The following is a 21,479-nucleotide window of genomic DNA, read 5'->3' on the forward strand; positions in this document are numbered from 1 at the left end:
ACATGCTTCAGAAATTCCATGGTGAGATCAGGTCCAGGCTGGTGGTGCCGAAGTCGTTGAGATTTCGGGTTGCCAGCCGGCCTCCATTCACGCGCGCTATCGCCGCGATCATGCCATCGGGAGCCGACATGCCGCGACCTTGGCGTGTCGCGGCCCCCATGATCTCGCCGTAAGCCAAGGCAGCCTCTTCCGTCAGTCCAAAAATCCGGTCGGCAAATCGATGCCGCCATCGGGAAAGTCCCTGTTCCAGCCGATCCGCACGCTTGTCAGGTCGTATCTTTTGAATACCGAAGGCGACTTCAGCAATCGTCACCGTGGGAAGCGCCAGTTCGGCGTCATTGCGCACAAGCCACGCCAGCACGGCTGGATCCGGCGTCTTCTTCAGAGACTCCGAAATCACGTTGGTATCGACGAAAATCAAAGCTCAATTCCTGAATGAACCTCACGACCTTGGCGAATAACGTTCTCCAGATCGATGTCGACGCCACTGCTTGCGGTCAGGCTGGCATAGAAGATGGAAGCAGGTTCGCGGCCAGCCTCTCGAATCTCGTAGGATTCAAGCGCGCGTTCGACCACGTCGGCTATCGAGCGGTTCTCGCGACGAGCAAGCCTATGAGCCAGGTCACGTGCTTTCGCGCTGCGGACCGAGAGCTGTGGTTCGGCCATTTAAGACTCCCTTTGGAAAAGGGAATATAAGCCTACGCGTCTCTGCCATCAAGATGGCACTTGATGGCGTGCCATCTCATGCGCGATGAGCCTGCTTACTTCAACTCGATCTCGATAAAAGCATATTCGCCGTCATTGGCGCTGATGACGTCGTGTTCCACACCCTCCTTGCGGAAATAGGGCGCGCCTTTCTTCATCTCGGCGAAGGTCTCGCCGTCTTTGGTCACCAACTTCAGCTTGCCGTCCATCAGCGGCACCACGACATAGTCGTGGCCATGGCGATGCCAGCCGGTGTTGTCGCCGGGCTGGAAGCGGTACTCGGTGACGATGACGCGCTCATTGTCGATGAAGACGGTGGCCTTGGCGGATCCGGTCATGTCGCTCTCCCTGTTTCTGGTTCCCAGCAGAAGACATGGCGTGCCCTGATGTGAGGGCCAGAGCCGCCCAGCGCATGACCCAGAGGATGATGAGCCATCCAACTGCTACAGCGTCCTCTGCGCATCCAAGGATGCGCGGCGCTGTAGGTGAAGCCAACAAAAAGCCCGGCGCGATGGCCGGGCTCTTGATATCGGGAATTTCAAAGCAATTCCAAGAAAAGTGTGAAGCGGTTTTCTGTCCGGAATTGCGTCTAAACAGAGAGGATCAGAGGCTGCCATTGATCCAGTGCGACAGCGCGGTCTTGGGCGCTGCACCAACCTTCATGTCGGCCACTTCACCGCCCTTGAAGATCATCAGCGTCGGGATCGAGCGCACGCCAAATTGGGCGGCAAGCTCGGGATTCTCGTCGATGTTGAGCTTGGCGATCTTGATCTTGGCTCCGAGTTCAGTGGCGATGTCTTCGAGCGACGGCGCGATCTGCTTGCAGGGGCCGCACCATTCCGCCCAGAAATCGACCACAACCGGTACGTTGGCGTTGAGCACGTCAGCCTGGAAATTGTTCTTGTCGACCTTGACGGTGGCACCCATGCGGAAAATTCCTTTCGAGAGTTCTTTGTCGCACCAAATGTGGTGGTTATCTGGCCCTTCTTCAAGCAGGTCTTGTGTCACGCTCCTGTGAGTCGGGCAAGGGCGTCATCCATGGTCCGGGCCGGCAGCTCGATCAGCCTTGGCGCTTCGGTGAACAGAAGGGCCGCCTTGACCTCGCGCCCAGGATAAAGCGGCTGCAGCAGGGCGCGATAAAGCGCCAACTGCAAAAGATAGGCCGGCGGGACTTCGGCCAGCGAAGCGGGCGCCGGCCGGTTGGTCTTGTAGTCGACGATCGACACCGTGTCCGCGGTCACCGCCAGCCGGTCGATCTTGCCGGAAATCGAGCGTGTTTTGCCCCTCACTTGCAGGCTGCCCATGACCGCCACCTCGGCGCGCGAGGAGGGCGCGAAAAGTTGGCCGAGGCGTGGATCGTCGAGGATGGCGATGACCGATGCCATGGCCTTTTCCCTCTCCGACGGCGGCCACACGGCACCCGTTCGCGCGAGATAACGCTCGGCCGCGCCCTGGCGTTCACCCTCGGCAATGCCGGGCAGCATCTGCAGCAGCTTGTGCAAGGCGAGACCGCGCAGCACGGCAAAGCCGGGCTCGGCATCGGCGTCCAGCACCGGTGAAGCCTTGTCGACGACCGCTTCCTTGCCTTCGTCGATCAGCGCTGAGGCGCCGGATGGCGACAGCGGCCGCGGCAGGTCCTCGAAGGGCGGCAAGGGCCGGAACAGGGTCCCCGGCAGCGGACCGAAAGCATCGGCCTGCCGCGCCTGTTCATCGGCGCTCGCCGCGACGGGCGGCAGCTTGGTGACGTGGAAACGATGCACCGGCTCGCCGCCGGCGGGATGCGCGCGCTGTTCGCTTTCCGGCGCGCCGGTTAGCGCGCGGCTGACGATCGAATGCCAGGTGCCGGTGTTCGGCGCCCGCTTGCCGTGATAGCCGCAGACGATCAGCCGGTCCTCGGCGCGGGTCATGCCGACATAGAGCAGCCGGCGGTACTCGTCGTCGGCGAGTTCCCTTGCCCTGGCGGCTGCCGCCTTCGAGAAGCCGTTGGCGACGTCGCTGGCCGAGCGCCAGAGATAGCCCTTGCCGTACCAGAAAGTGCCTGAGCCGTCGAAGGGCATCAGCCGCGGCAGATGCTGGTCGCTGAACGGAGCGGAACCGCCATCGACCAGGAACACCACTGGCGCCTCCAGGCCCTTGGCGGCGTGCACGGTCATGACGCGAACCTCGTCGCGCGTCTGGTCCATCTCGCGCTTGATCTCGGGCCCGGCATTTTCCAGCGTCGACAGGAAGGCTTCCAGCCCGGGCAGGCCGGTCCGTTCCTCGGCAAGACAGAAGCTCAGGAATTCGTCGAGAATATCCCCGGCTTCCGGCCCAAGCCTCGCAATCATCCTTTTACGCACGCCATCACGCGCCAGCAGGCCGGCATAGAGTTCGAACACCGGTTTGAAGGCGGCCTCGTCAGCCCAGGCGTCGAGTTGCGCGACAATCTTCGCCAGGCGCTCGTTTTCTTCGGCATGCTGGCGCAGCGACGCGGCCAGCGACAGGCCGGGCGGCCTTTGCGCGGCGAGCGTGAACAGTGCCTCCTCCGGCAGATCGAAGATCGGGCTGCGCAGCACGGCCGCGAGCGACAGGTCGTCCTGCGGTTGGATCAGCAGATGACCGAGCGCGATCAGGTCCTTGACCGCGATGTGGCCGGGTAGGCTCAGCCGGTCGGCGCCGGCAACCGGGATGTCGCGGCGCTTCAAGGCGCGGGTCAGCGCATGGACAAAACTGTCGCGTTTGCGCACCAGCACCAGCACGTCGCCCGGCCGCAGCCGCTTGCCGCGGCCTTCGATGATCTCGCTTTTGCCGATCCAGCCGGCAATGGTCGCCGCGACATTCTCGGCAACGCGCACCGCCGGCGCATGGGCGTGGTCGATGGCTTGCGTCCAGTCGTCGGGCTCGTCGACGACATCGGCGCCGATCGACGGCCAGACCTCGACATAGCCCGGCGCATCGGTGCGGATGGCCTTGTGGCTCAACGGATCGGGATCATGGCTGATGCCGCGCCGCACGACGGGATCGGCAAAGACGCGGTCGACGGCGGCCAGAACGTCGTCGGTCGAACGGAACGACCAGGTCAGCTTGAGGTCGGCGAAGGATGCCTCGGCATCGCGCACCCGGCCGGCGAACAACAGCCGGCTGTCGGCGAACGAGTCGGGCGCGGCTCCCTGGAAGGAATAGATCGACTGCTTCTCGTCACCGACGGCGAAGACCGTGCGGTGGACCCGGTCGCGCGCGCCGAGCCCGGCGAAAAATTCCTCCGCCAGCCGCTTCACCACCTCCCATTGATCCGGGCTGGTGTCCTGCGCCTCGTCGAGCAGAATGTGGTCGATGCCCTGGTCGAGCTTGTATTGCACCCAGGGGCCGGCATCGGGCCGCGCCATAAGGTTGACCGTGCGGGTGATCAGATCGTTGAAGTCGAGAAAGCCGCGGCTGCGCTTCAGCACTTCGTAGCGGGCGATCAGCCAGTCGGCGATGGTCATTGCCGCTCGTGTGCCTTCCAGCATGCGGAACAGCGCCAGCCGGTCGACGGTTTCTATAATGGCGCTTGCCGCCGAGACATAGCGCTCGGCAAGGCCCGGCAGCCGGTCGGTCAGGGCTTTCTTGAAGGCCTTCGCCGGATCGTACGGATCGCCATCGGTCTTGAGAAAGGCTCTGGCGAGCGATTGCAGGCGGCGAACGGGATCGCTCTCGGCAAAAGCCTGGCGCGCATAGGGCAGGATGTTGTTCAGCACCGACCTGGCGTCGGTGGATTCGGCGGCCTGGGCGAAGCCGGTGAAATAGTCGGGCAGGAAGCCGGGCAGCGGCCAGACCGATGCCGCAATCCCTTCGGCGGTCTGGCCAGGGCGGAAATGGAATTCATCGAACAAAGGCTGGAAGCCGTCACGCCCGACCGCATCGAGGAACTGGCGCAACCCGTCGCGCTTGCGCACGATCTCGCCGAGCAAGGCATCGAGACCGGCCTCGCCGCCGCGTTCCAGCACGGTGGCGAAGGCGTCGGCCAGATCCGGGTTGCCGGCAGCCGTGCCGGTGATCATCTCGCGGCGCGCGGCAGCGAACAGCGATGCCTCCATCTGGCCGTCGAGCATCTCGAAATGGGCCGGAATGTTGGCTTCAAGCGGGAACTGGTGGAGCACCGATTCACAGAAGGCGTGGATGGTCTGGATCTTCAGTCCGCCTGGCGTCTCCAGTGCCTCGGCGAACAGGCGCCGCGCCCGGCGCATCGTGTCGCGGTCTGGGCGGCGCCCTTCCAGCGCCTCGATCTTCGCGGCCAGCTCGGTGTCACCGAGCACCGTCCAGTCCGACAGCGTGGAAAAGACCCGGTTCGACATATTGGCGGCGGCGGCGCGCGTATAGGTCAGGCACAGGATCTTCGACGGGTCGGTGCCGTTGAGCAGCAGCCGGATGACGCGCTGGGCCAGCACATGGGTCTTGCCGGAGCCGGCATTGGCCGACACCCAGGCCGAATTCTGCGGATCTGCGGCGCGGGCCTGGCTGTTGGCGGTATCGCTCGGGATGGGATAGGCCTTCTTCATGCCTCCCCTCCCTCGTCGCCGGCATCGCCGCCGGCCGACCATTCGAGCACGCGGGCGAGATGGTCGTAGTCGCCATCGGTCTCGCCCTCGCGAAACGGCAGCGCGCGCGACAGATAGCCGGTCTGCGGGTCGGCATAATGGATCAGCAGCTTTTCCAGCCGCGCCCAGGCCTCTTCCGCAAGGTCGGCGGCGGTCCGTGGCTGGCGGTTGTGCTCGAGGATGGACTCCTCGAACACCTCGCCATTCGGCTTCAACCTGATGAAGGCCAGTTGCGACGGCTCGCGCGCGCCCAGATCCTTGAACGCGCCACGCCGCAGCAGAGCGCCCTCCAGCGCCAGTTGCGGCGCCAGCAGCGTGTGCGCCTGCGCCTTGGAGGGCGAAGAACCCGTCTTGTAGTCCAGAATATCGGCCATGCCGCCGGCCAGCAGATCGACGCGGTCGGCATAGCCGGACAGCGTCACGCCGGATTGGCCGACCGGGGTCTTGCCGGCCCGCTCCTCGGCATGGCGCCGGGTCACGGCATCGGCGCGCGTGCGCTCCCATTTGACGATGTTGGCGGCGAGCTTTTCGAAGCGCGGCCACCACACCGCCTCGACATCGGCCGGAAGGGCGGCTTCGGCAAAGCAGGCGCGGCCGGCGGCAATGAGACCGGCCAGCGCGTCGGCTGCGCGCGGATCGGCCACCTCAGACGAGAACAGGTGGAGGATGGCGTGGAACAGCGTGCCGCGTTCGGCGGCACCGGGATCACGGATGAGCGCATCGAGCGGCATCAGGCCGAGGATGCGTCTGGCATAGACGGCGTAGGGATCCCGGCGCAAGGTCTCGATCTCGGTGACCGAGAAATGCGTTGGGCGCACCGCCAATGGCGGCTTCGGTTGCGGCCGCGGCGCGAAATCCTGTTTTGGGCCGGTGTCGAGCGCGCGTGCCCAGGCGAGCAGCTCGTCGCCACGCCGGCGCAGGGTTGCCGCCTGGTCGTTGCCGATGAAGGTAAGCAGCCGCTGCAGCCAACGCGACGGCACGGCGGGGGCGTCGCCGGAACGCGCCGAGCGGGCCAGAACGACGCGTCTCGCGCCCATCGCCATCTGGAAATCATGCGCGGCAAGGCCGATGCGCCGCTCCGGCGGTTCGAGATCGATGCCGGTCTTCATCAGCCGCGACATGAAGCGGTCGCTCTCCGGCTTGCGCGGCCAGACACCTTCGTTGAGCCCGCCGATGACCAGCGTGTCGACGTCCTGCAGCCGCGCTTCCAGCGCACCCCAGATGGCGATGTTCCTGTCGGTGCCTTGCGCCGGCTTGACCGTCTCGGGCGCGATCAGCGCGTCCATCACATCGGGCCATTCGCTCGCCGCGAATGACAGCGAGGCCGAAGCAGCGACCAGCCCGCGCAGCAATTCGGCAAGCTTTTCACCGGCATCGCCGGCATAGAGGTCGCCCAGGCCGCCATCAGCGGAACGGCCGAGACTTTCCAAAGCCACGACGCTGGCCTGGACCAGCGCGGCAAGATCGGCATTCGCCTGGCCGCGAAAGGCCGAAAGCGGCGCCAGCGCTTCCGTCAGTCGCGCGAGCAAACTCCGCGCATCCTCGATGGAGCGCACGGTGAGACGGGAAAACCAGAAAGGCGGCCGGCTGTCATCGCCGAGGCCGGTAAGACGGTTTTCGAACAATTTCGGCAGCGAAACGATGTCGGGGCGGCCGGTACCGCCGCGCAGCGCCACCAGTTCGAGCAGTTCTGCCGCATGGCGCACGGCAGCACGCTCGAGGCCGAGGCCAAGCAGTGGGTGCTTGAGCAGGGACAAGAGGCCGACGGGATCGCCCGGCCGGAACACCGCTTCCAGCGCCAGGCGGAGCAGGCTGGCCGCCGGGCTGTTGGCGAGCGGCGTGCCGCCGGAATCGTCGGCGACGACACCGAAGCGCTTGAGTTCGACCGAGACGCGTCGCGCCAGCGCGCGGTCACCGGTGACGAGCGCGGCCCTTTGGCCGGGGGCTTCCACGGCCTGCTTCAGCGCAACGGCGATGGCGACGGCTTCGTCACGCTCGCTGGCGGCTTCCAGCAGCGTCACCTCGGCAAAGGCGCCGGCAATATCGGATGCCGAAAACCCGCTGCGTGTTTCGGCCCACAATTCGGTGGTCTCGGCCGGCCGCAGCGCTTCGCCGACAAGCGCGGCGCGAAGCGCAAGGTGCGGTTCGGCCGTGCCGAGTTCTTCGACGTCGGAGCGCAGCACGCCGATCTTGCCGATCAGCCTGGCCAGGCCATATTGCGGGTGGCCAAGTACGGCTGGGCGCGCGCCGGGGGCGACAAGCGCCTGGAAGGACGCTTCGTCCAGCGTCCGGTCGAGACCGGGCAGCACGATGGCGCCGCCGGGCAGGCGGGAGATCGCGGCAAGCAGTTCGGCCGTGGCGGGTATCGAGCCGGTCGAGCCGGCGGCGATGACCGGTCCGGCCGGCGGATTGCGCCGCAGCCGGGCCGCCTCGGAGCGGATCAGCGCGCTGCGATGCGCGGCCGGATTGGAGCGGTCGCTCTCGCTCAGGAATTTCGGCCAGGCGTCAGTGACGATGCCGAGGAATTCGAGCGTCACCTGCCACCAGCCGGCAAGGTTGCCGGTCACCAGATCGGCGAGCTTGGTCCAGTCGGTGCCTTCCGTCTCGATCTCGTCCATCAGCCCCGCAAGATCGCGCGCCAGCCAGATCGCGTCGGCGGTGGACGCGGGGATGACGATTTCCTCGGCGAAAAGCTTCGCCACATGTTCCGGCAGCCGGCGCTTCCAGGCCCGCACCAGCGGCGTCAGCAGCAACAGGCGTTCGGTCGCCGAGATCGGCGGCGCGAGATCGATCGCCGCCGAAGGCTCGGCCTCGAACAGGGCTTCGTCCTCGTCGAATTCGCCGAGCGGGCGGATGACCGGCAGGATCGCCGAACCGCCGCCGCCGCGTGCCCTCAAACTGTCGACGAACACACCGCGCAAGGCGCGCGCGGCACGACGCGTCGGCAGATAGATGGTGACATCGGCGAGCGCGAGCGGATCGCCGTCGAAACGAAATCCCGGAACCAGGCGGCCGGCAAGCAGCGCCTCGGCCAGCGTCGGCAGGAACGGCGCTCCGGGGGGGATCGAGAAAACGCGGCTCGAGCCGCTCATTGCGACTCGGTTAGCGCGCCGGCGACGGCTTCTTCCGCCAGCGGAATGGCATCGGGCGTGCCGACGGTGATCCAGTGGCCGTGCATCGGCATGCCGAACAGCCGGCCGGCGGAGATGGCGGTATCGAAATAGGCGTTGAGCGAATGCGGTTCGGCCGATGCATCCTTGAACAGGCGCGGATGGACGATCGCCGCGCCGGCATAGATCAAGCCCGCCGGATCGCCTTTTGAACGCCGCAGGGCACCGTCCGGCGCCACCAGGAAATCGGTGCTGCCACAGTGTCCTGTCGCCTGATGGAGATCCGCCAGCATCAGCAGAATATCCATTTTCGCGGCGTCCCACGCAAGGGCAAGCCGCCCGAGATTGAGCGGACCGTGGTCGATCCAGAACGTGTCGGCATTGAGGATATAGAAGGGTTGTTGGCCGAGTTCCGGCAGCGCCTTGACGATGCCCCCGGCCGAATCGAGCAGCCGATCGCTCTCATCGGAAATGATGATCTGCGGAGCGCTGCGCGCCGCGACATGGGCGACGATCTGCTCGGGAAGATAGTGGACGTTGACCACCGCCTTGGCGACGCCGGCGGCGGCGAGGCTGTCGAGCCCCCAGTCGAGCAAGGTCTTGCCGGCGATCCTGACCAGCGGCTTGGGGATCGTATCGGTGATCGGCCGCATGCGCTTGCCGAGCCCGGCGGCAAGGACGATGGCAGTGTCCGGTCTTGTCACAGTGTTCGTTCCTCGAGCAGCCCGTGCGTATTGTAGAATTCCCGCAGGCTGGCAAGCGCCGGATGGGACAGCGCCCGGCGCAGATAGTCGCGGATGCGCGGCAGGTGCTTCAGATAATAAGGTTTGCCGTCGCGCTTTTCGAGACGCACGAAAATGCCGAGGATCTTGGAATTGCGCTGCGCGGCCATGATTGCATAGGCTTCCAGAAAACTTGCTTCGTCGAAGGCGCCTGCCGCATGGCGCGCTGCGACATAGGCATCGAGCGTCTTCTTCTCGATTTCGGGCGATAGGGTGACACGGGCATCCATGGCCAGCGAGGCGACGTCATAGGCTGAAGGCCCGATCAGCGCATCCTGGAAGTCGACGATGCCCAGCCGGTCATGGCCGGCGCGGTCGTCGCGCCAGATGATGTTGGGCGAATGAAAGTCGCGCAGCATCAGCGTGTATTCGCTGCCCTGCAGCCGGTCGAAAAGCGCGTTCCATTCCCTGGCGTAGCCCGAGCGCAGATCGTCGCTTGGCGGGCCGCCCGATATCGCCGGCACATACCAGTCGACCAAAAGATCGGCTTCGATCATCATCGCGTCGCGGTCGAAGGGCGGCACCTCGTGGAAGCTGCCGGGTCCGGCCTGCAGGCGCTGCGGCCAGGTCCTGCCATGCATCATGGCCAACAACTCGGCTGCCGCCGCATAGCGTTCCGCTATGGGCTCGCCGTCCTTGCCCAGAAACCCTTCGGAACCGAGATGTTCGAGCAGCAAGAAACCCTGGTCCTGGTCCTCGGCATGGATTTGCGGAACGCTGACGCCGCCGGCCTTCAAGGCGCGGTCGATGGCGACGAAAGCGGAGACCGACTGGGCGGTGTGGGCGATCACCGCATAGGGTTTGCCGTCGCGCACGGCGGGGCCGAGCACCAGCCGCGGCGAGTTCATCAGCACGCGCGGCTCCTGGCCGGCGAGCGTCACGATCTCATAGGAGCGGGCGGAGGCGTCGCCGATGAAATGGCGTCGCCGCGCGTCGCCCCAGCCGGCCCTCTCCAGAAAATCGCGCATGGCCAGCGATCGCGCCGCGCGGTCGAAGGCGGCGCCTTGCCCCGACAGCCGCGCCAGCCGGCCCTCGCCATGCTGGACGAGTTCGATCGAGAGCGTCGTCTTCGGCAGATAGCCTTCCGCCCGCTCGGGCCATTCGACCAGGGCAGCCCCTTGCGTCAGCGCTTCGTCGAAGCCGAGTTCGTCGAGCTCGGCTGCCGAGGCCAGGCGATAGAGGTCGAAATGGTGCACCGGAATGCGCGTGTCGTAGCTCTGCACCAAGGTGAAGGTCGGGCTCGGCACATCCAGGCTGCCATCATCGGCCAGCGCCCGGATCAGCGCCCGCGCCAGTGTCGATTTGCCGGCGCCGAGATCGCCTTTGAGCGCCAGCACGTCGCCGGCGCGCAGGGACAGGGCCAGATCTTCGCCCAGCCGCGCTGTCTGTGTCTCATCGGCGAGCAAACGCTCCAGCACAGGTCCCGTCATCGAGCGCGCTACTCGGCCGCGGCGCGGATGCCCGGCATGTCGGGGAAGGTGCAGATGACGGTGGTGCCCTTGTCCTTGCCGGTTTCGATGCGAACATTGCCGCCATGCAGTTCGACAAAGCTCTTGACGATCGACAGGCCGAGGCCGGCGCCTCGCCGGCGGCCGCCATTGGTGCGCGGTTCGAAGCGGCGGAACACCGAGTCCAAAACGTCAGGCGGCATGCCGGGCCCATCGTCGTGAACGGAAAATTCCACCCCATCCGCCAGATGCCGACAGGCGAGCCGGATGGTGCTGGCTTCCGGCGCGTAATTGGCGGCGTTGCTTAGCAGATTGTAGAGGATCTGGCGGATGCGGGTCTCGTCGCCGTGGAACGTCTTCGGCGCGGCAGCGGCATCGACTTCGAGCCGGATCGAATGCTCCTGCAGCCGGTCGGCAACCAGTTCCGCGGCCGCCGCGATGGTGCGGTCGACATGCACCTCGGAAATGTCGAGCTGCATGATGCCGGCATCGACGGTCGCAAGGTCGAGTATGTCGTTGACGATGGTCAGCAGCACCGAGGAGGACGAACTGACGTGCTCGACATATTCGCGCTGCTTTTGATTCAGCGGTCCGGTGGTGGGCAGTGAAAGCAGTTCGGTGAAGCCGATGATGTTGGTCAGCGGCGAACGCAGTTCGTAGGACACGTGCTGGACGAAGTCGTTCTTGAGCTGATCGGACTTCTCCAATGCCTCGTTCTTGTCCTTCAGCGCACGTTCGACATGCACGCTGTCGGTGACGTCGACGAAGGTCATCATCACTTGCCCATTGGGTAGCGGGATCACGGCGTAACGCAGCACGGTGCCGTTGTTGAGCTCGCTCTGGCCGTGCCGGTCGCGGCGTTCGTCGTCGAAACCGGTGATGGCGGCGACGAAACCGGGCCAGGGGCTGTCGACCGCCTGGCGGTCGCAAAGGTCGCGTATCGTGGAGACGTGAACATTGGGCTTGGCGGCGTCGCCGCTCAATCCCCAGAGCGTCGCAAAGGCCGGGTTCGACAGGCGCAGCCGGCCATCGGGTCCGAACACCGCGACGCCTTCGGCGAGATTGTCGAGCGTTTCGCCCTGGACGCGCACCGCGGTGCGGTAGCGGCTTTCCAGGTCCATCTTCTCGGTCAGGTTCTCGAATACCCAGGTGACGCCGCCCTTGGGCTGCGGATTGGCGACGACGCGGATGGTCTTGCCGTCGGGCAGATGCCACCAATGTTCCTGCGATTCCACTGCGCGATAGGCGCCGAGCAGGCCTTCCTTCCAGCGGCGCCATTCGGGCTGCTCGGCGATCTTGCCTTCGCTGCGTAACCGGTCGAGCAAAAGCGCATTGTCGGGCGCGCTGTGCAGGAAGCCGCTGTCCAGGCCCCAAAGTTTCTGGAAGGCCTGGTTGAAGAAGCGTAGCTTCTCGTCTGTGTCGAAGATGGCGACGGCGGTGTTGAGCTGGTCGAGCGTGTCGGCGTGGCTGCGCACCGTCCGCTCATATTCGCCGCGAATGGTCTCGATGGCGCTGGTGTCGGCGGCAAGGCCGGCCGAACCGTCGGCGCCGGCGAAGTCGGTCACCGCGAAGACGCGGCGGTCGCCTTCGATCACGGTGGAGAGCGACTGCTCGAAGACCGGATGCGTCTTGTGCTGGGCGTCGATTGCCTCGCGTGCCTGGCCGCCGAGGAATTCCTTGGCGTCACGGACGGCGGCTTCCGCGCTTTCGGCTTCGACCGCGTCGGCATAGGCCCGGTTGACCCATTTCAGGCGTCCGTGCTCGTCGCGCAACCATGCCGGCATCTTTAGCGCTTCGAGCAGGCCGATCATCGTGTCATGGTCGGCGGCCAGCCGCTGGTTGTCGATCTTCAGCCGGGCTTGGCTGCGCTGTGTCTCGGAAAGCGAGACAAACCGCACGAGGATATGCGCGGCGCTCTTGCGGCCATGCACTTCAAGCGGGGCGCCGGCTTGCGATTCGATGACGAGGTCGAAGGGCCTGGCCTTTTCGCGCAAGCCCGCGATGGCGTGCTCGAGCGCCGCCGCCGAGCGCGGCATCAGCCAGCGGCCAAAAGCGAGGAAAGCCGCCCGTTCCTCTGGCGCGCCGCTTTCGACAGGCAACGTGCCGATGAGTTCGGGCTTCTTGTTCTCCGAGGCCCAGACCACCACGCGCTGGTCGCGCAGATTGAGCAGCGCTTCCGAACGGCGCAGTGCCGCATTGATGTCGGCGACGCGGCTTCTCAGTTCGACATTCTCCGCCGAAGTGCGGGCCCGTTCGCGGATGAGAACGATGGCCGACAGGAATGCCGCGCCCGTCACGCCGACGAACACGGCAAGCTGCATGACTTCGACCGTGTTGATCGACAGGCCGGCGGTGGTCGCGGCGGCGTTCTCGGCATGCGCCACGGCGCTGGCCAAGGGTCCGGCCAGCGCGGAACTGGTCAGGAACAGACCGATGCGGGCACGCCATGAAAGGCGCCCGCCCTGAATGGTCGAGCCTATGGTCCCCGAATCGTCGTGGCCGCCGGAAACGGCCGATCCCGCTCCGTGCGGGTTTTGCCCCGGCATGTCTTGGTCCTCTCCGCCGCCTGAATGCAAGACCGCCCTGATACGCGCCTCTCTGATCCCCTCTCGGGCCGGAAGCGTCGCGAATCACCTGACAATAAACCCTCGCCGAATCGCCGTGAAGGCTGATCGCGCGCAAAAATAAGGCCGGGCGAAAAGTCAATCGCCCGGCCTCAATATATGGTAGTAAATTTAGCTTTGGTTAATAGCGGTAGTGTTCCGGCTTGAACGGACCCTGCGGCGTGACGCCGATATAAGCGGCCTGTTCACCCGACAGTTCGGTCAGCCGTGCGCCGAGCTTGTCGAGGTGCAGGCGTGCGACCTTCTCGTCGAGATGCTTGGGCAGGACATAGACCTGGTTCTGGTACTGCTCGCCCTTGGTGAACAGCTCGATCTGGGCCAGCACCTGGTTGGTGAAGGACGCCGACATGACGAAGCTCGGATGGCCGGTGGCGTTGCCGAGATTGAGCAGGCGGCCTTCCGACAAGAGGATCATCCGCTTGCCGTCCGGGAAGGTGATCATGTCGACCTGCGGCTTGACGTTGGTCCATTTCAGATTGCGCAGCGAGGCGACCTGGATCTCGTTGTCGAAGTGACCGATATTGCCGACGATCACCATGTCCTTCATCGACCGCATATGGTCGAGGGTGACGACATCCTTGTTGCCGGTGGTGGTGATGACGATGTCGGCGGTCGGCGCCGCGTCTTCCAGCGTCACCACTTCAAAGCCGTCCATCGCCGCCTGCAGGGCGCAGATCGGATCGACCTCGGTGACCTTGACGCGGGCGCCGGCGCCCTTGAGCGAAGCCGACGAGCCCTTGCCGACGTCGCCATAGCCGCAGACGACCGCGACCTTGCCGGCCATCATCGTGTCGGTGCCGCGGCGGATGCCGTCGACCAGCGATTCCTTGCAGCCATACTTGTTGTCGAACTTCGACTTGGTGACGGAATCGTTGACGTTGATGGCGGGGAAGGGCAGCAGGCCCTTCTTCTGCAGCTGGTAGAGCCGGTTGACGCCGGTGGTCGTCTCTTCAGTGACGCCGCGGATCGCAGCCTTCTGCTTGGTGAAGAAGCCGGGCGAAGCCTTCAGGCGCTTCTTGACCTGGGCGTAGAAATATTCCTCTTCCTCGCTCTGCGGGTTGGACAGCACGTCCTCGCCGGCTTCGGCGCGGGCGCCGATCAGGATGTACATGGTGGCGTCGCCGCCATCGTCGAGGATCATGTTGGAGAGGCCGCCGTCGGTCCACTGGAAGATCCGGTCGGTGTAGTCCCAATACTGTTCGAGGCTCTCGCCCTTGACGGCGAAGACCGGGATGCCGGCCTCGGCGATGGCCGCGGCGGCATGGTCCTGGGTCGAGAAGATGTTGCAGGAGGCCCAGCGGATGTCGGCGCCGAGCGCCTTCAGCGTCTCGATCAGCACCGCGGTCTGGATGGTCATGTGCAGCGAGCCGGTGATGCGCGCGCCCTTCAGCGGCTTCTTGGCGCCGAATTCCTCGCGGCAGGCCATCAGGCCCGGCATTTCGGTTTCGGCGATATCGAGTTCCTTGCGGCCCCAGCCGGCAAGCGAGATGTCGGCGACCACATAATCCTTGCTACCCGTCATGGCAGTACTCCGATGCGAATTGTTATGCTGCGAATTGGTTGCGGATGCGCCCGCGCCGGTCGGCGCGTCGAAGGACGCGAATTGCCGGCCTGACTAGCAGATCAGGCTCAAGACGACAATGGGATATAAAGAAATCTTTATCCCTGCATGTCTCTCGAACATGCTAGGGGAGCGCCCGGGATCAGCATTCCTCGCCGAAGCGAGAGGCGACAAGCTGCTCTAGCGCGTCCATGACCTCGAGCGCCTCTGGCCCGCTGGCGGTGACGCGGATCGAGTAGCCCGGGCTGGCGGCCAGCATCATCAGGCCCATGATCGACGTGCCGCCCACCTTGACGCCATCCTTCTCGACATGGACCGCGGCGTCGAAGCCGCTGGCGAGCTGGACGAATTTCGCCGAGGCGCGTGCATGCAGGCCGCGCTGGTTGACGATCGGAAACTCCCGGACGATGTGGTCTTTCTCCGGGGATAGCGCGTTCATTTGCTGCTCAGAAGCTGGCTGGCGACATTGATGTATTTGCGCCCGGCGGCCTGCGACTCGTCGAGCGCGGCGGCCATATTGTCGCCCTTGCGGATCGAGGATAGCTTGATCAGCATCGGCAGATTCATGCCGGCGATCACCTCGGTGCGGCCGGACTCCATCACCGAAATGGCGAGATTCGACGGCGTGCCGCCGAACATGTCGGTCAGCACGATGACGCCCGCCCCGGTATCGACACGGGCGACGGCGTCGACGATGTCGCGGCGACGCTGTTCCATATCGTCGTCGGCACCGATCGCCACGGTTTCGAAATTGTCTTGTGGCCCGACGACATGTTCGACGGCATGTCGGAACTCGGTGGCCAGTTGACCGTGCGTTACAAGCACGAGTCCGATCATTCTTTGGTGGCTCCCGTCATCGCCGCTTCACAGGCGCATTTTATGCTCGCCAGCCATTCCAGGCGGCGGGAGCGCTATCTTGTCGACGCGCGGCCCGTTGACAAGCCCAAAATTGCGCCGGCCCATGCCATTTTGACGCATTGCAGCAAAAAATCGGGAGCAGATCATAGAAAAGGCGCGATCGACAGCCGCGCGATCACGGCCGGCAGGGCCGTGGCGGCGTTACGCTCGGCAAGGTCGATACGCGGCACCGGGCAGCCTGCGACCGGCCCGCTGATTTCCTCCTGGAAACGGGCCATCTCTGCCTTTGGCACCAGCCTCACATGCAGGTCGATCACCCCGCCCGGCTCGAACGGCAGCCGGCGCGGCATGAATCCAGGCACTTCGGCGAGACCGGCGATAGGCGCCGGCACGCGACAGACCAGCCGCCCGGCGCGGGCCGCGGCGAGCAGCCTGTCGTCGCCGATCAGCCGCGAGAACAGCCCGCGCGCGCGGCAATGGTCCAGGAGTGTCAGCGCCAGCGTCGTCTTGCCGGCGCCGGACGCCCCGGTGATAAGGACGCCGCGCTCGCCGATCAGGATCGCGGTTCCGTGAATGTTTTCTGGCTGCGCAACTGGATCAGGCACGATGCTGCCCGATCATGCCTTTTGCGTGAAGCATGATCTCTGGACGAACGGAACCGTTCGTCCGAGAAAACCGGTTCCCACTTTTCGGGATCATGCTTCGGCCGGCAACGTCACGACGAAGCGCGCGCCCTTGATCTCGCCGGGCTTGGTGCCGGGGATGTTCTCGGCGGTCAGCGTGCCGCCATGGGCTTCGACGATCTGCCTCGAAATCGACAGGCCAAGGCCCGAATTCTGGCCGAACGCTTCGCCGGCCGGCCGGTCGGTGTAGAAGCGTTCGAAGATGCGGTCGATATTGTCGGCGCGGATGCCGGGACCGTTGTCGTCGACGGTCAGGATGTTGAATTTGCCGGCGCGCGCCAGTGACAGGCTGATGTGGCCATGGTCCTCGGGAACGAAGGAGCGCGCATTCTCGATCAGGTTGGTGACGACCTGGCCGATGCGCAGATCGTGGCCGGCGACGAAATAGCCTTTGACGCCCTGCGGCAGCTTGGCGACCTTGAGCTCGATCTCGACCGCCTTCTTGTTGCGCGTGGTCTCGCGCGACACGGCGACGAGGTCGGTGATGAATTTCTTCAGGTCCACCGTCCCGGCATCCTCACGCGCCAGCTCGGCGTCGAGACGGGAAGCGTCGGAAATATCGGTGATCAGCCGGTCCAGCCGGCGCACGTCATGCTGGATGATGTCCATCAGCCGGCTGCGCGAATTGTCGTTCTTGGCCAGCGGCAGGGTTTCCACGGCGCTGCGCAGCGAGGTCAGCGGGTTCTTCAATTCATGCGACACGTCGGCGGCGAAGCTTTCGATCGCCTCGATGCGCGCATAGAGCGCGTTGGTCATGTCGCGCACCGCGACCGATAGATTGCCGATCTCGTCCTGCCGGTCGGAAAAGTCGGGGATTTCCTCACGGCTCTTGACGCCGCGCCGGACCCTGACCGCCGCCGCCGACAGCCGGCGCAGCGGATTGGCGATGGTCGAGGCCAGAAGCATCGACAGGATGGCGGTGACCAGTGCCGCGATGCCGAAGACGCGCAGGATCGCCTTGCGCTCGGCGGCGACGATCTTGTCGATGTCGCCGCCTTCGGTCGACAGCATCAGCACGCCGAGAACGGCACGGAAGCGCTGGATCGGCACCGCCACCGACACGATCTGCTCGCCCTGCTCGGAGACGCGCACGATGGTCGAGGGGCTGCCGGTCAGCGCCTTGACCACTTCCGGGAAGGCGGCGCCATTGCCGCCGGGCTGCTCGCGATAGACCGGCAGGTCGGTGTTGCGGAAGAAGTCGAAGATGAACTTCTGGACGCGCTCGACAAGGTCGGGCTGTTCCTCCTCGACCGGCGGCAGATCGTAGCGCAGGATCTGGCCGCGCGAATAGAGATGGCGCGAATCGAGCAGTAGATTGGCGTCGCGGTCATAGATGCGGGCCCGTGTGCGGGTCGGCGAAATCAGCCGCCGCAGCACCGGCGCGACACGCTCGGGATTGATTGGGAAATCGAGATTGTCGAGCTGGTCGGAGCCTGGCCCCAGGCTTTCGCCGGCCTGCAGCTCAAGCAGCTTCTCCGGGTCGATGCTGATCGAATCGGTCTCGACCGTCGCCGATGCCGCGATCGCGCCGGCGATGATCTCGCCCTGCGTCATCAGGCTTTCGACGCGGGCATCGATCAGCCCGTCGCGGAAGGTGTTGAGGTAGAGGATGCCGGTGACCAGGACAGCCAGGCCGGCAAGGTTGAGGAACAGGATGCGCCGCGTCAGGCTGGAAAAGATGTGGTGGCCGAGGAAGCGGCGCATCGGCACCGTGATCTTCGAGACGAAGGACGGCATGATGCGCGACGGCCGCCTGGCGGCGCCCGTCGGTCTTGTTCGCTGTGCTTCCACTGCCATCGAATAGCAGGCCCTGTTTAGTGAGTAGGCAGTAGGCGGTAGGGAATAGAGAAATGGCTGAGATTCCCTACTGCCTAACCCCTACTGCCTATTCCCTATTCACGCTTCTCGGAACCGATATCCCACGCCGTAAAGGGTTTCGATCATTTCGAAGTCGTCGTCGACAGCCTTGAACTTCTTGCGCAGCCGCTTGATGTGGCTGTCGATCGTGCGGTCATCGACATAGACCTGCTCATCATAGGCCGAATCCATCAGCGCATCACGGCTTTTTACCACACCGGGACGCTGCGCCAGCGAATGCAGGATCAGAAATTCGGTGACGGTGAGCGTCACCGGTTCGCCCTTCCAGGTGCAGGTGTGGCGCTCCTGGTCCATGACGAGCTGGCCGCGCTCGAGCGAGCGGGCCTGCTGGCTGGGCGCCTTTGCCGCAGCTTCGCGGGCGCTGGCACGGCGCAGCACGGCGCGCACCCGCTCGACCAGCAGGCGCTGCGAGAACGGTTTGCGGATGAAATCGTCGGCGCCCATCTTGAGGCCGAACAATTCATCGATCTCGTCGTCCTTGGAAGTCAGGAAGATCACCGGCAGGTCGGACTTCTGGCGCATCCGGCGCAAGAGCTCCATGCCGTCCATGCGCGGCATCTTGATGTCGAGGATGGCAAGATTCGGCGGACGCGCCGCCAGGCCTTCCAGCGCGGACGCACCATCCGTGTAGGTCTCGACGCGATATCCCTCGGATTCGAGGGCGATCGACACCGACGTCAGAATGTTGCGGTCGTCATCGACAAGCGCGATTGTTGCCATTTCAAGCGGCTCCCTCATGAGCTGTCCCTTCTTTCGTAGAGAAGGGGCTTTTGCAGGACAAATTAGGTACAAAATGTGGCATAGGCCTTGTCCGCTGTCACGCGCGGGGTGCCGCAGGCCACAATCCTACCTCGACATGGATTGGACGAACGTACATCGCCAATCCTTTGGGCAACCGTGAAACTTTTCGCATATATAAACGATTTAAACAACTTTCAAAATTTTTAAATCGATTAATGATTTGATATCATTTGGCTTTTCTGGTTTTGACCATCTCAGCCTGCACAACGGGCGTGCCGGAAATGTGCCGGCAAAGATGCGGCAAATCGTAGAAGGGACACCAATGTCGGAAGTCGGCAAACGCAATCCTGCTTGCCCGATCGATCGTATCGGCCTGAAAACCACCGGTATGGTGCGCTATAATTTTGGCGCGGCCGCCCTTTATGAGGAGGCGATCCGGCGCGGCGAGGCCCGGCTGACCGCGCATGGCGCGCTGGTCGCCAAGACCGGCCAGCACACGGGCCGTTCGCCCAAGGACAAGTTCGTCGTCCGCGACGCCGCCACCGAGGCGCATGTCTGGTGGGACAACAACAAGGCGATCTCGCCGGCCCAGTTCGAAACGCTGTTCGCCGATTTCCTTGCCCACGCAGCGGACAAGGATCTCTATGTTCAGGACCTCGTCGGCGGCGCCGATGCCGAGCTGAAACTGCCGACGCGCGTAGTCACCGAGTTTGCCTGGCACTCGCTGTTCATCCGCAATCTTCTCATCCGTCCGGACAAGGCCGAGCTCGAACAATTCGTGCCCGAGATGACGATCATCGACCTGCCGTCCTTCCGCGCCGACCCCGCCCGCCACGGCAGCCGCACGGAAACGATGATCGCCGTCGACCTCACCCGCAAGATCGTGCTGATCGGTGGCACCTCCTATGCCGGCGAGATGAAGAAGTCGGTGTTCACCATGCTCAACTATCTGCTGCCGCAGAAGGGCGTGATGCCGATGCACTGCTCGGCCAATGAGGGGCCGGCGGGCGACGCGGCCGTCTTCTTCGGGCTTTCCGGCACCGGCAAGACGACACTGTCGGCCGATCCGTCGCGCACGCTGATCGGCGACGACGAGCATGGCTGGGGTCCGCACGGTATCTTCAATTTCGAAGGTGGCTGCTACGCCAAGACGATCAAGCTGTCGGCCGAAGCCGAGCCGGAGATCTTCGCCACCACGCAGCGCTTCGGCACGGTGCTGGAAAATGTCGTGCTCGACGCCGACGGCGTGCCGGACTTCAACGATGGTCGCCTTACCGAAAACACCCGTTGCGCCTACCCGCTCGACTTCATCCCCAATGCATCGAAGACCGGGCGCGCCAGTCATCCCAAAAACATCATCATGCTGACCGCCGACGCTTTCGGCGTGATGCCGCCGATCGCGCGGCTGACCCCGGCGCAGGCGATGTACCATTTCCTCTCCGGCTATACGGCCAAGGTGGCCGGAACCGAAAAGGGCGTCACCGAACCCGAAGCGACGTTTTCGACCTGCTTCGGCGCCCCGTTCATGCCGCGCCACCCCTCGGAATATGGCAATCTGCTGCGCGAGCTCATTGCCAGCCACGGCGCCGATTGCTGGCTGGTCAACACCGGCTGGACCGGTGGCGCCTACGGCACCGGCAAGCGCATGCCGATCAAGGCGACGCGCGCTCTGCTGACCGCCGCGCTCGACGGCTCGCTGAAGACAGCCGAATTCCGCACTGACGCCAATTTCGGCTTCGAGGTGCCGGTAGCGGTGCCTGGCGTCGACGGCGCCATTCTCGATCCGCGCTCGACCTGGGTCGACAAGCCTGCCTATGACCGCCAGGCGGCAAGACTGGTCGGCATGTTCGCCGTCAACTTCGAGAAATTCGAGCCGCATGTCGATGCAACCGTGATGGGGGCGGCGCCTCGCATGCAGGAAGCGGCGGAGTAATAGCCCGAATCGCTTGGCATCGTAGCCGCGCAGTACCATCGAAGGCCCGGTTTCGATCGGGCCTTTTCTTTTGTCCGCCGCCGAGCCATGACTGCGGCATGCCGATCGATGACAACATCATCATATCAGACGAAGCCGTGATCCATCCCGGTGACCTGCACGAGGATTTCATCCGCTCGTCGGGGCCGGGTGGCCAGAACGTCAACAAGGTGGCAACCGCCGTGCAACTGCGCTTCGACGCGGCCAGCGCGGCCGGCCTGTCGGAACGCGTGCGTGCCCGCACGATCAAGCTTGCCGGCCAGCGCGCCACCAAGGACGGCGTCATCGTCATCGAGGCCGGGCGCTTCCGCACCCAGGAGCAGAACCGGGCGGATGCCAGAGCGAGGCTCACGGCGCTTGTCGCCAAGGCCGCCGAACCGCCGCCGCCACCCCGCAAGAAGACGCGCCCCTCGAAAGGCGCGGTGGAGCGGCGGCTGAAGAGCAAGGCTGGACGCGGCACGATCAAGAAGCTGCGCGGCCGGGTGGAAAACGACTAAGCACCACACCAGCCGCGTGCATAAAACGGCTTTCCATTTCGCACCGCAGATGCGAGGTTTCGCC

General features: G+C 64.7%; 17 protein-coding genes. 2 read left to right on the forward strand and 15 right to left on the reverse strand.

Annotated elements, in window-relative coordinates; genetic code table 11:
• Positions 1-7: 7 nt before the first annotated feature.
• From D3242_RS32175 to D3242_RS32250, 15 genes are all read right to left on the reverse strand, one after another.
• The gene (locus D3242_RS32175; protein ID WP_064985136.1) at positions 8-421 is read right to left on the reverse strand and encodes a type II toxin-antitoxin system VapC family toxin; all 414 of its coding nucleotides are present in this window, start codon (positions 419-421) and stop codon (positions 8-10) included.
• Positions 418-666 (reverse strand): type II toxin-antitoxin system VapB family antitoxin, encoded by a 249-nt coding sequence (locus D3242_RS32180; RefSeq protein ID WP_019862675.1) that lies wholly within the window; start codon positions 664-666, stop codon positions 418-420. Before D3242_RS32180 ends, D3242_RS32175 begins: the two co-directional genes overlap by 4 nt.
• A 95-nt stretch (positions 667-761) precedes the next feature.
• Positions 762-1,043, reverse strand: a complete 282-nt coding sequence (locus D3242_RS32185; protein ID WP_019862676.1) for a cupin domain-containing protein — start codon at positions 1,041-1,043, stop codon at positions 762-764.
• Positions 1,044-1,308: 265 nt separating this feature from the next.
• On the reverse strand, positions 1,309-1,632 hold the full coding sequence (gene trxA, locus D3242_RS32190; RefSeq protein ID WP_010912931.1) for a thioredoxin: 324 nt from the start codon (positions 1,630-1,632) through the stop codon (positions 1,309-1,311).
• Between the two features lie 77 nt (positions 1,633-1,709).
• Positions 1,710-5,222 (reverse strand): double-strand break repair helicase AddA, encoded by a 3,513-nt coding sequence (addA, locus tag D3242_RS32195; RefSeq protein ID WP_064985133.1) that lies wholly within the window; start codon positions 5,220-5,222, stop codon positions 1,710-1,712.
• The gene (addB, locus tag D3242_RS32200; RefSeq protein ID WP_064985131.1) at positions 5,219-8,353 is read right to left on the reverse strand and encodes a double-strand break repair protein AddB; all 3,135 of its coding nucleotides are present in this window, start codon (positions 8,351-8,353) and stop codon (positions 5,219-5,221) included. Before addB ends, addA begins: the two co-directional genes overlap by 4 nt.
• On the reverse strand, positions 8,350-9,075 hold the full coding sequence (locus D3242_RS32205) for a nucleotidyltransferase family protein (protein WP_223217823.1): 726 nt from the start codon (positions 9,073-9,075) through the stop codon (positions 8,350-8,352). The genes addB and D3242_RS32205 overlap by 4 nt, the downstream gene beginning before the upstream one ends.
• Entirely contained in the window at positions 9,072-10,583 is a 1,512-nt protein-coding gene (tsaE, locus tag D3242_RS32210; protein ID WP_064985128.1) for a tRNA (adenosine(37)-N6)-threonylcarbamoyltransferase complex ATPase subunit type 1 TsaE, read from the reverse strand. Before tsaE ends, D3242_RS32205 begins: the two co-directional genes overlap by 4 nt.
• An 8-nt stretch (positions 10,584-10,591) precedes the next feature.
• On the reverse strand, positions 10,592-13,147 hold the full coding sequence (locus D3242_RS32215; protein WP_064985127.1) for a sensor histidine kinase: 2,556 nt from the start codon (positions 13,145-13,147) through the stop codon (positions 10,592-10,594).
• Positions 13,148-13,346: 199 nt separating this feature from the next.
• Positions 13,347-14,747: an adenosylhomocysteinase gene (gene ahcY / locus D3242_RS32220; RefSeq protein WP_064985125.1), complete on the reverse strand. Its 1,401-nt coding sequence runs from the start codon at positions 14,745-14,747 to the stop codon at positions 13,347-13,349.
• A 181-nt stretch (positions 14,748-14,928) separates the two neighbouring features.
• Positions 14,929-15,225 (reverse strand): HPr family phosphocarrier protein, encoded by a 297-nt coding sequence (locus D3242_RS32225; protein WP_010912938.1) that lies wholly within the window; start codon positions 15,223-15,225, stop codon positions 14,929-14,931.
• Positions 15,222-15,623: a PTS sugar transporter subunit IIA gene (locus tag D3242_RS32230; RefSeq protein WP_064985123.1), complete on the reverse strand. Its 402-nt coding sequence runs from the start codon at positions 15,621-15,623 to the stop codon at positions 15,222-15,224. Before D3242_RS32230 ends, D3242_RS32225 begins: the two co-directional genes overlap by 4 nt.
• A gap of 164 nt (positions 15,624-15,787) precedes the next feature.
• Positions 15,788-16,249 carry an HPr kinase/phosphorylase gene (locus D3242_RS32240; protein ID WP_019862685.1) on the reverse strand — a complete coding sequence of 154 codons (462 nt, stop codon included), beginning with the start codon at positions 16,247-16,249 and terminating at the stop codon, positions 15,788-15,790.
• A 90-nt stretch (positions 16,250-16,339) separates the two neighbouring features.
• The gene (locus D3242_RS32245) at positions 16,340-18,124 is read right to left on the reverse strand and encodes a sensor histidine kinase (RefSeq protein WP_019862686.1); all 1,785 of its coding nucleotides are present in this window, start codon (positions 18,122-18,124) and stop codon (positions 16,340-16,342) included.
• Positions 18,125-18,223: 99 nt separating this feature from the next.
• Positions 18,224-18,925 (reverse strand): response regulator transcription factor, encoded by a 702-nt coding sequence (locus D3242_RS32250; protein ID WP_010912942.1) that lies wholly within the window; start codon positions 18,923-18,925, stop codon positions 18,224-18,226.
• Positions 18,926-19,268: 343 nt separating this feature from the next.
• Between D3242_RS32250 and D3242_RS32255 the strand changes: the two genes are divergently transcribed.
• Together D3242_RS32255 and arfB are read left to right on the forward strand one after the other, a co-directional pair.
• Complete coding sequence (locus D3242_RS32255; protein ID WP_064985122.1) at positions 19,269-20,879, forward strand: phosphoenolpyruvate carboxykinase; 1,611 nt, start codon at positions 19,269-19,271, stop codon at positions 20,877-20,879.
• Between the two features lie 98 nt (positions 20,880-20,977).
• Positions 20,978-21,415 carry an alternative ribosome rescue aminoacyl-tRNA hydrolase ArfB gene (arfB, locus tag D3242_RS32260; protein WP_038651522.1) on the forward strand — a complete coding sequence of 146 codons (438 nt, stop codon included), beginning with the start codon at positions 20,978-20,980 and terminating at the stop codon, positions 21,413-21,415.
• Positions 21,416-21,479: the final 64 nt, after the last annotated feature.

The organism is Mesorhizobium jarvisii (assembly GCF_003601985.1).
In the GTDB taxonomy this organism is placed as follows: Bacteria; Pseudomonadota; Alphaproteobacteria; order Rhizobiales; family Rhizobiaceae; genus Mesorhizobium; species Mesorhizobium jarvisii.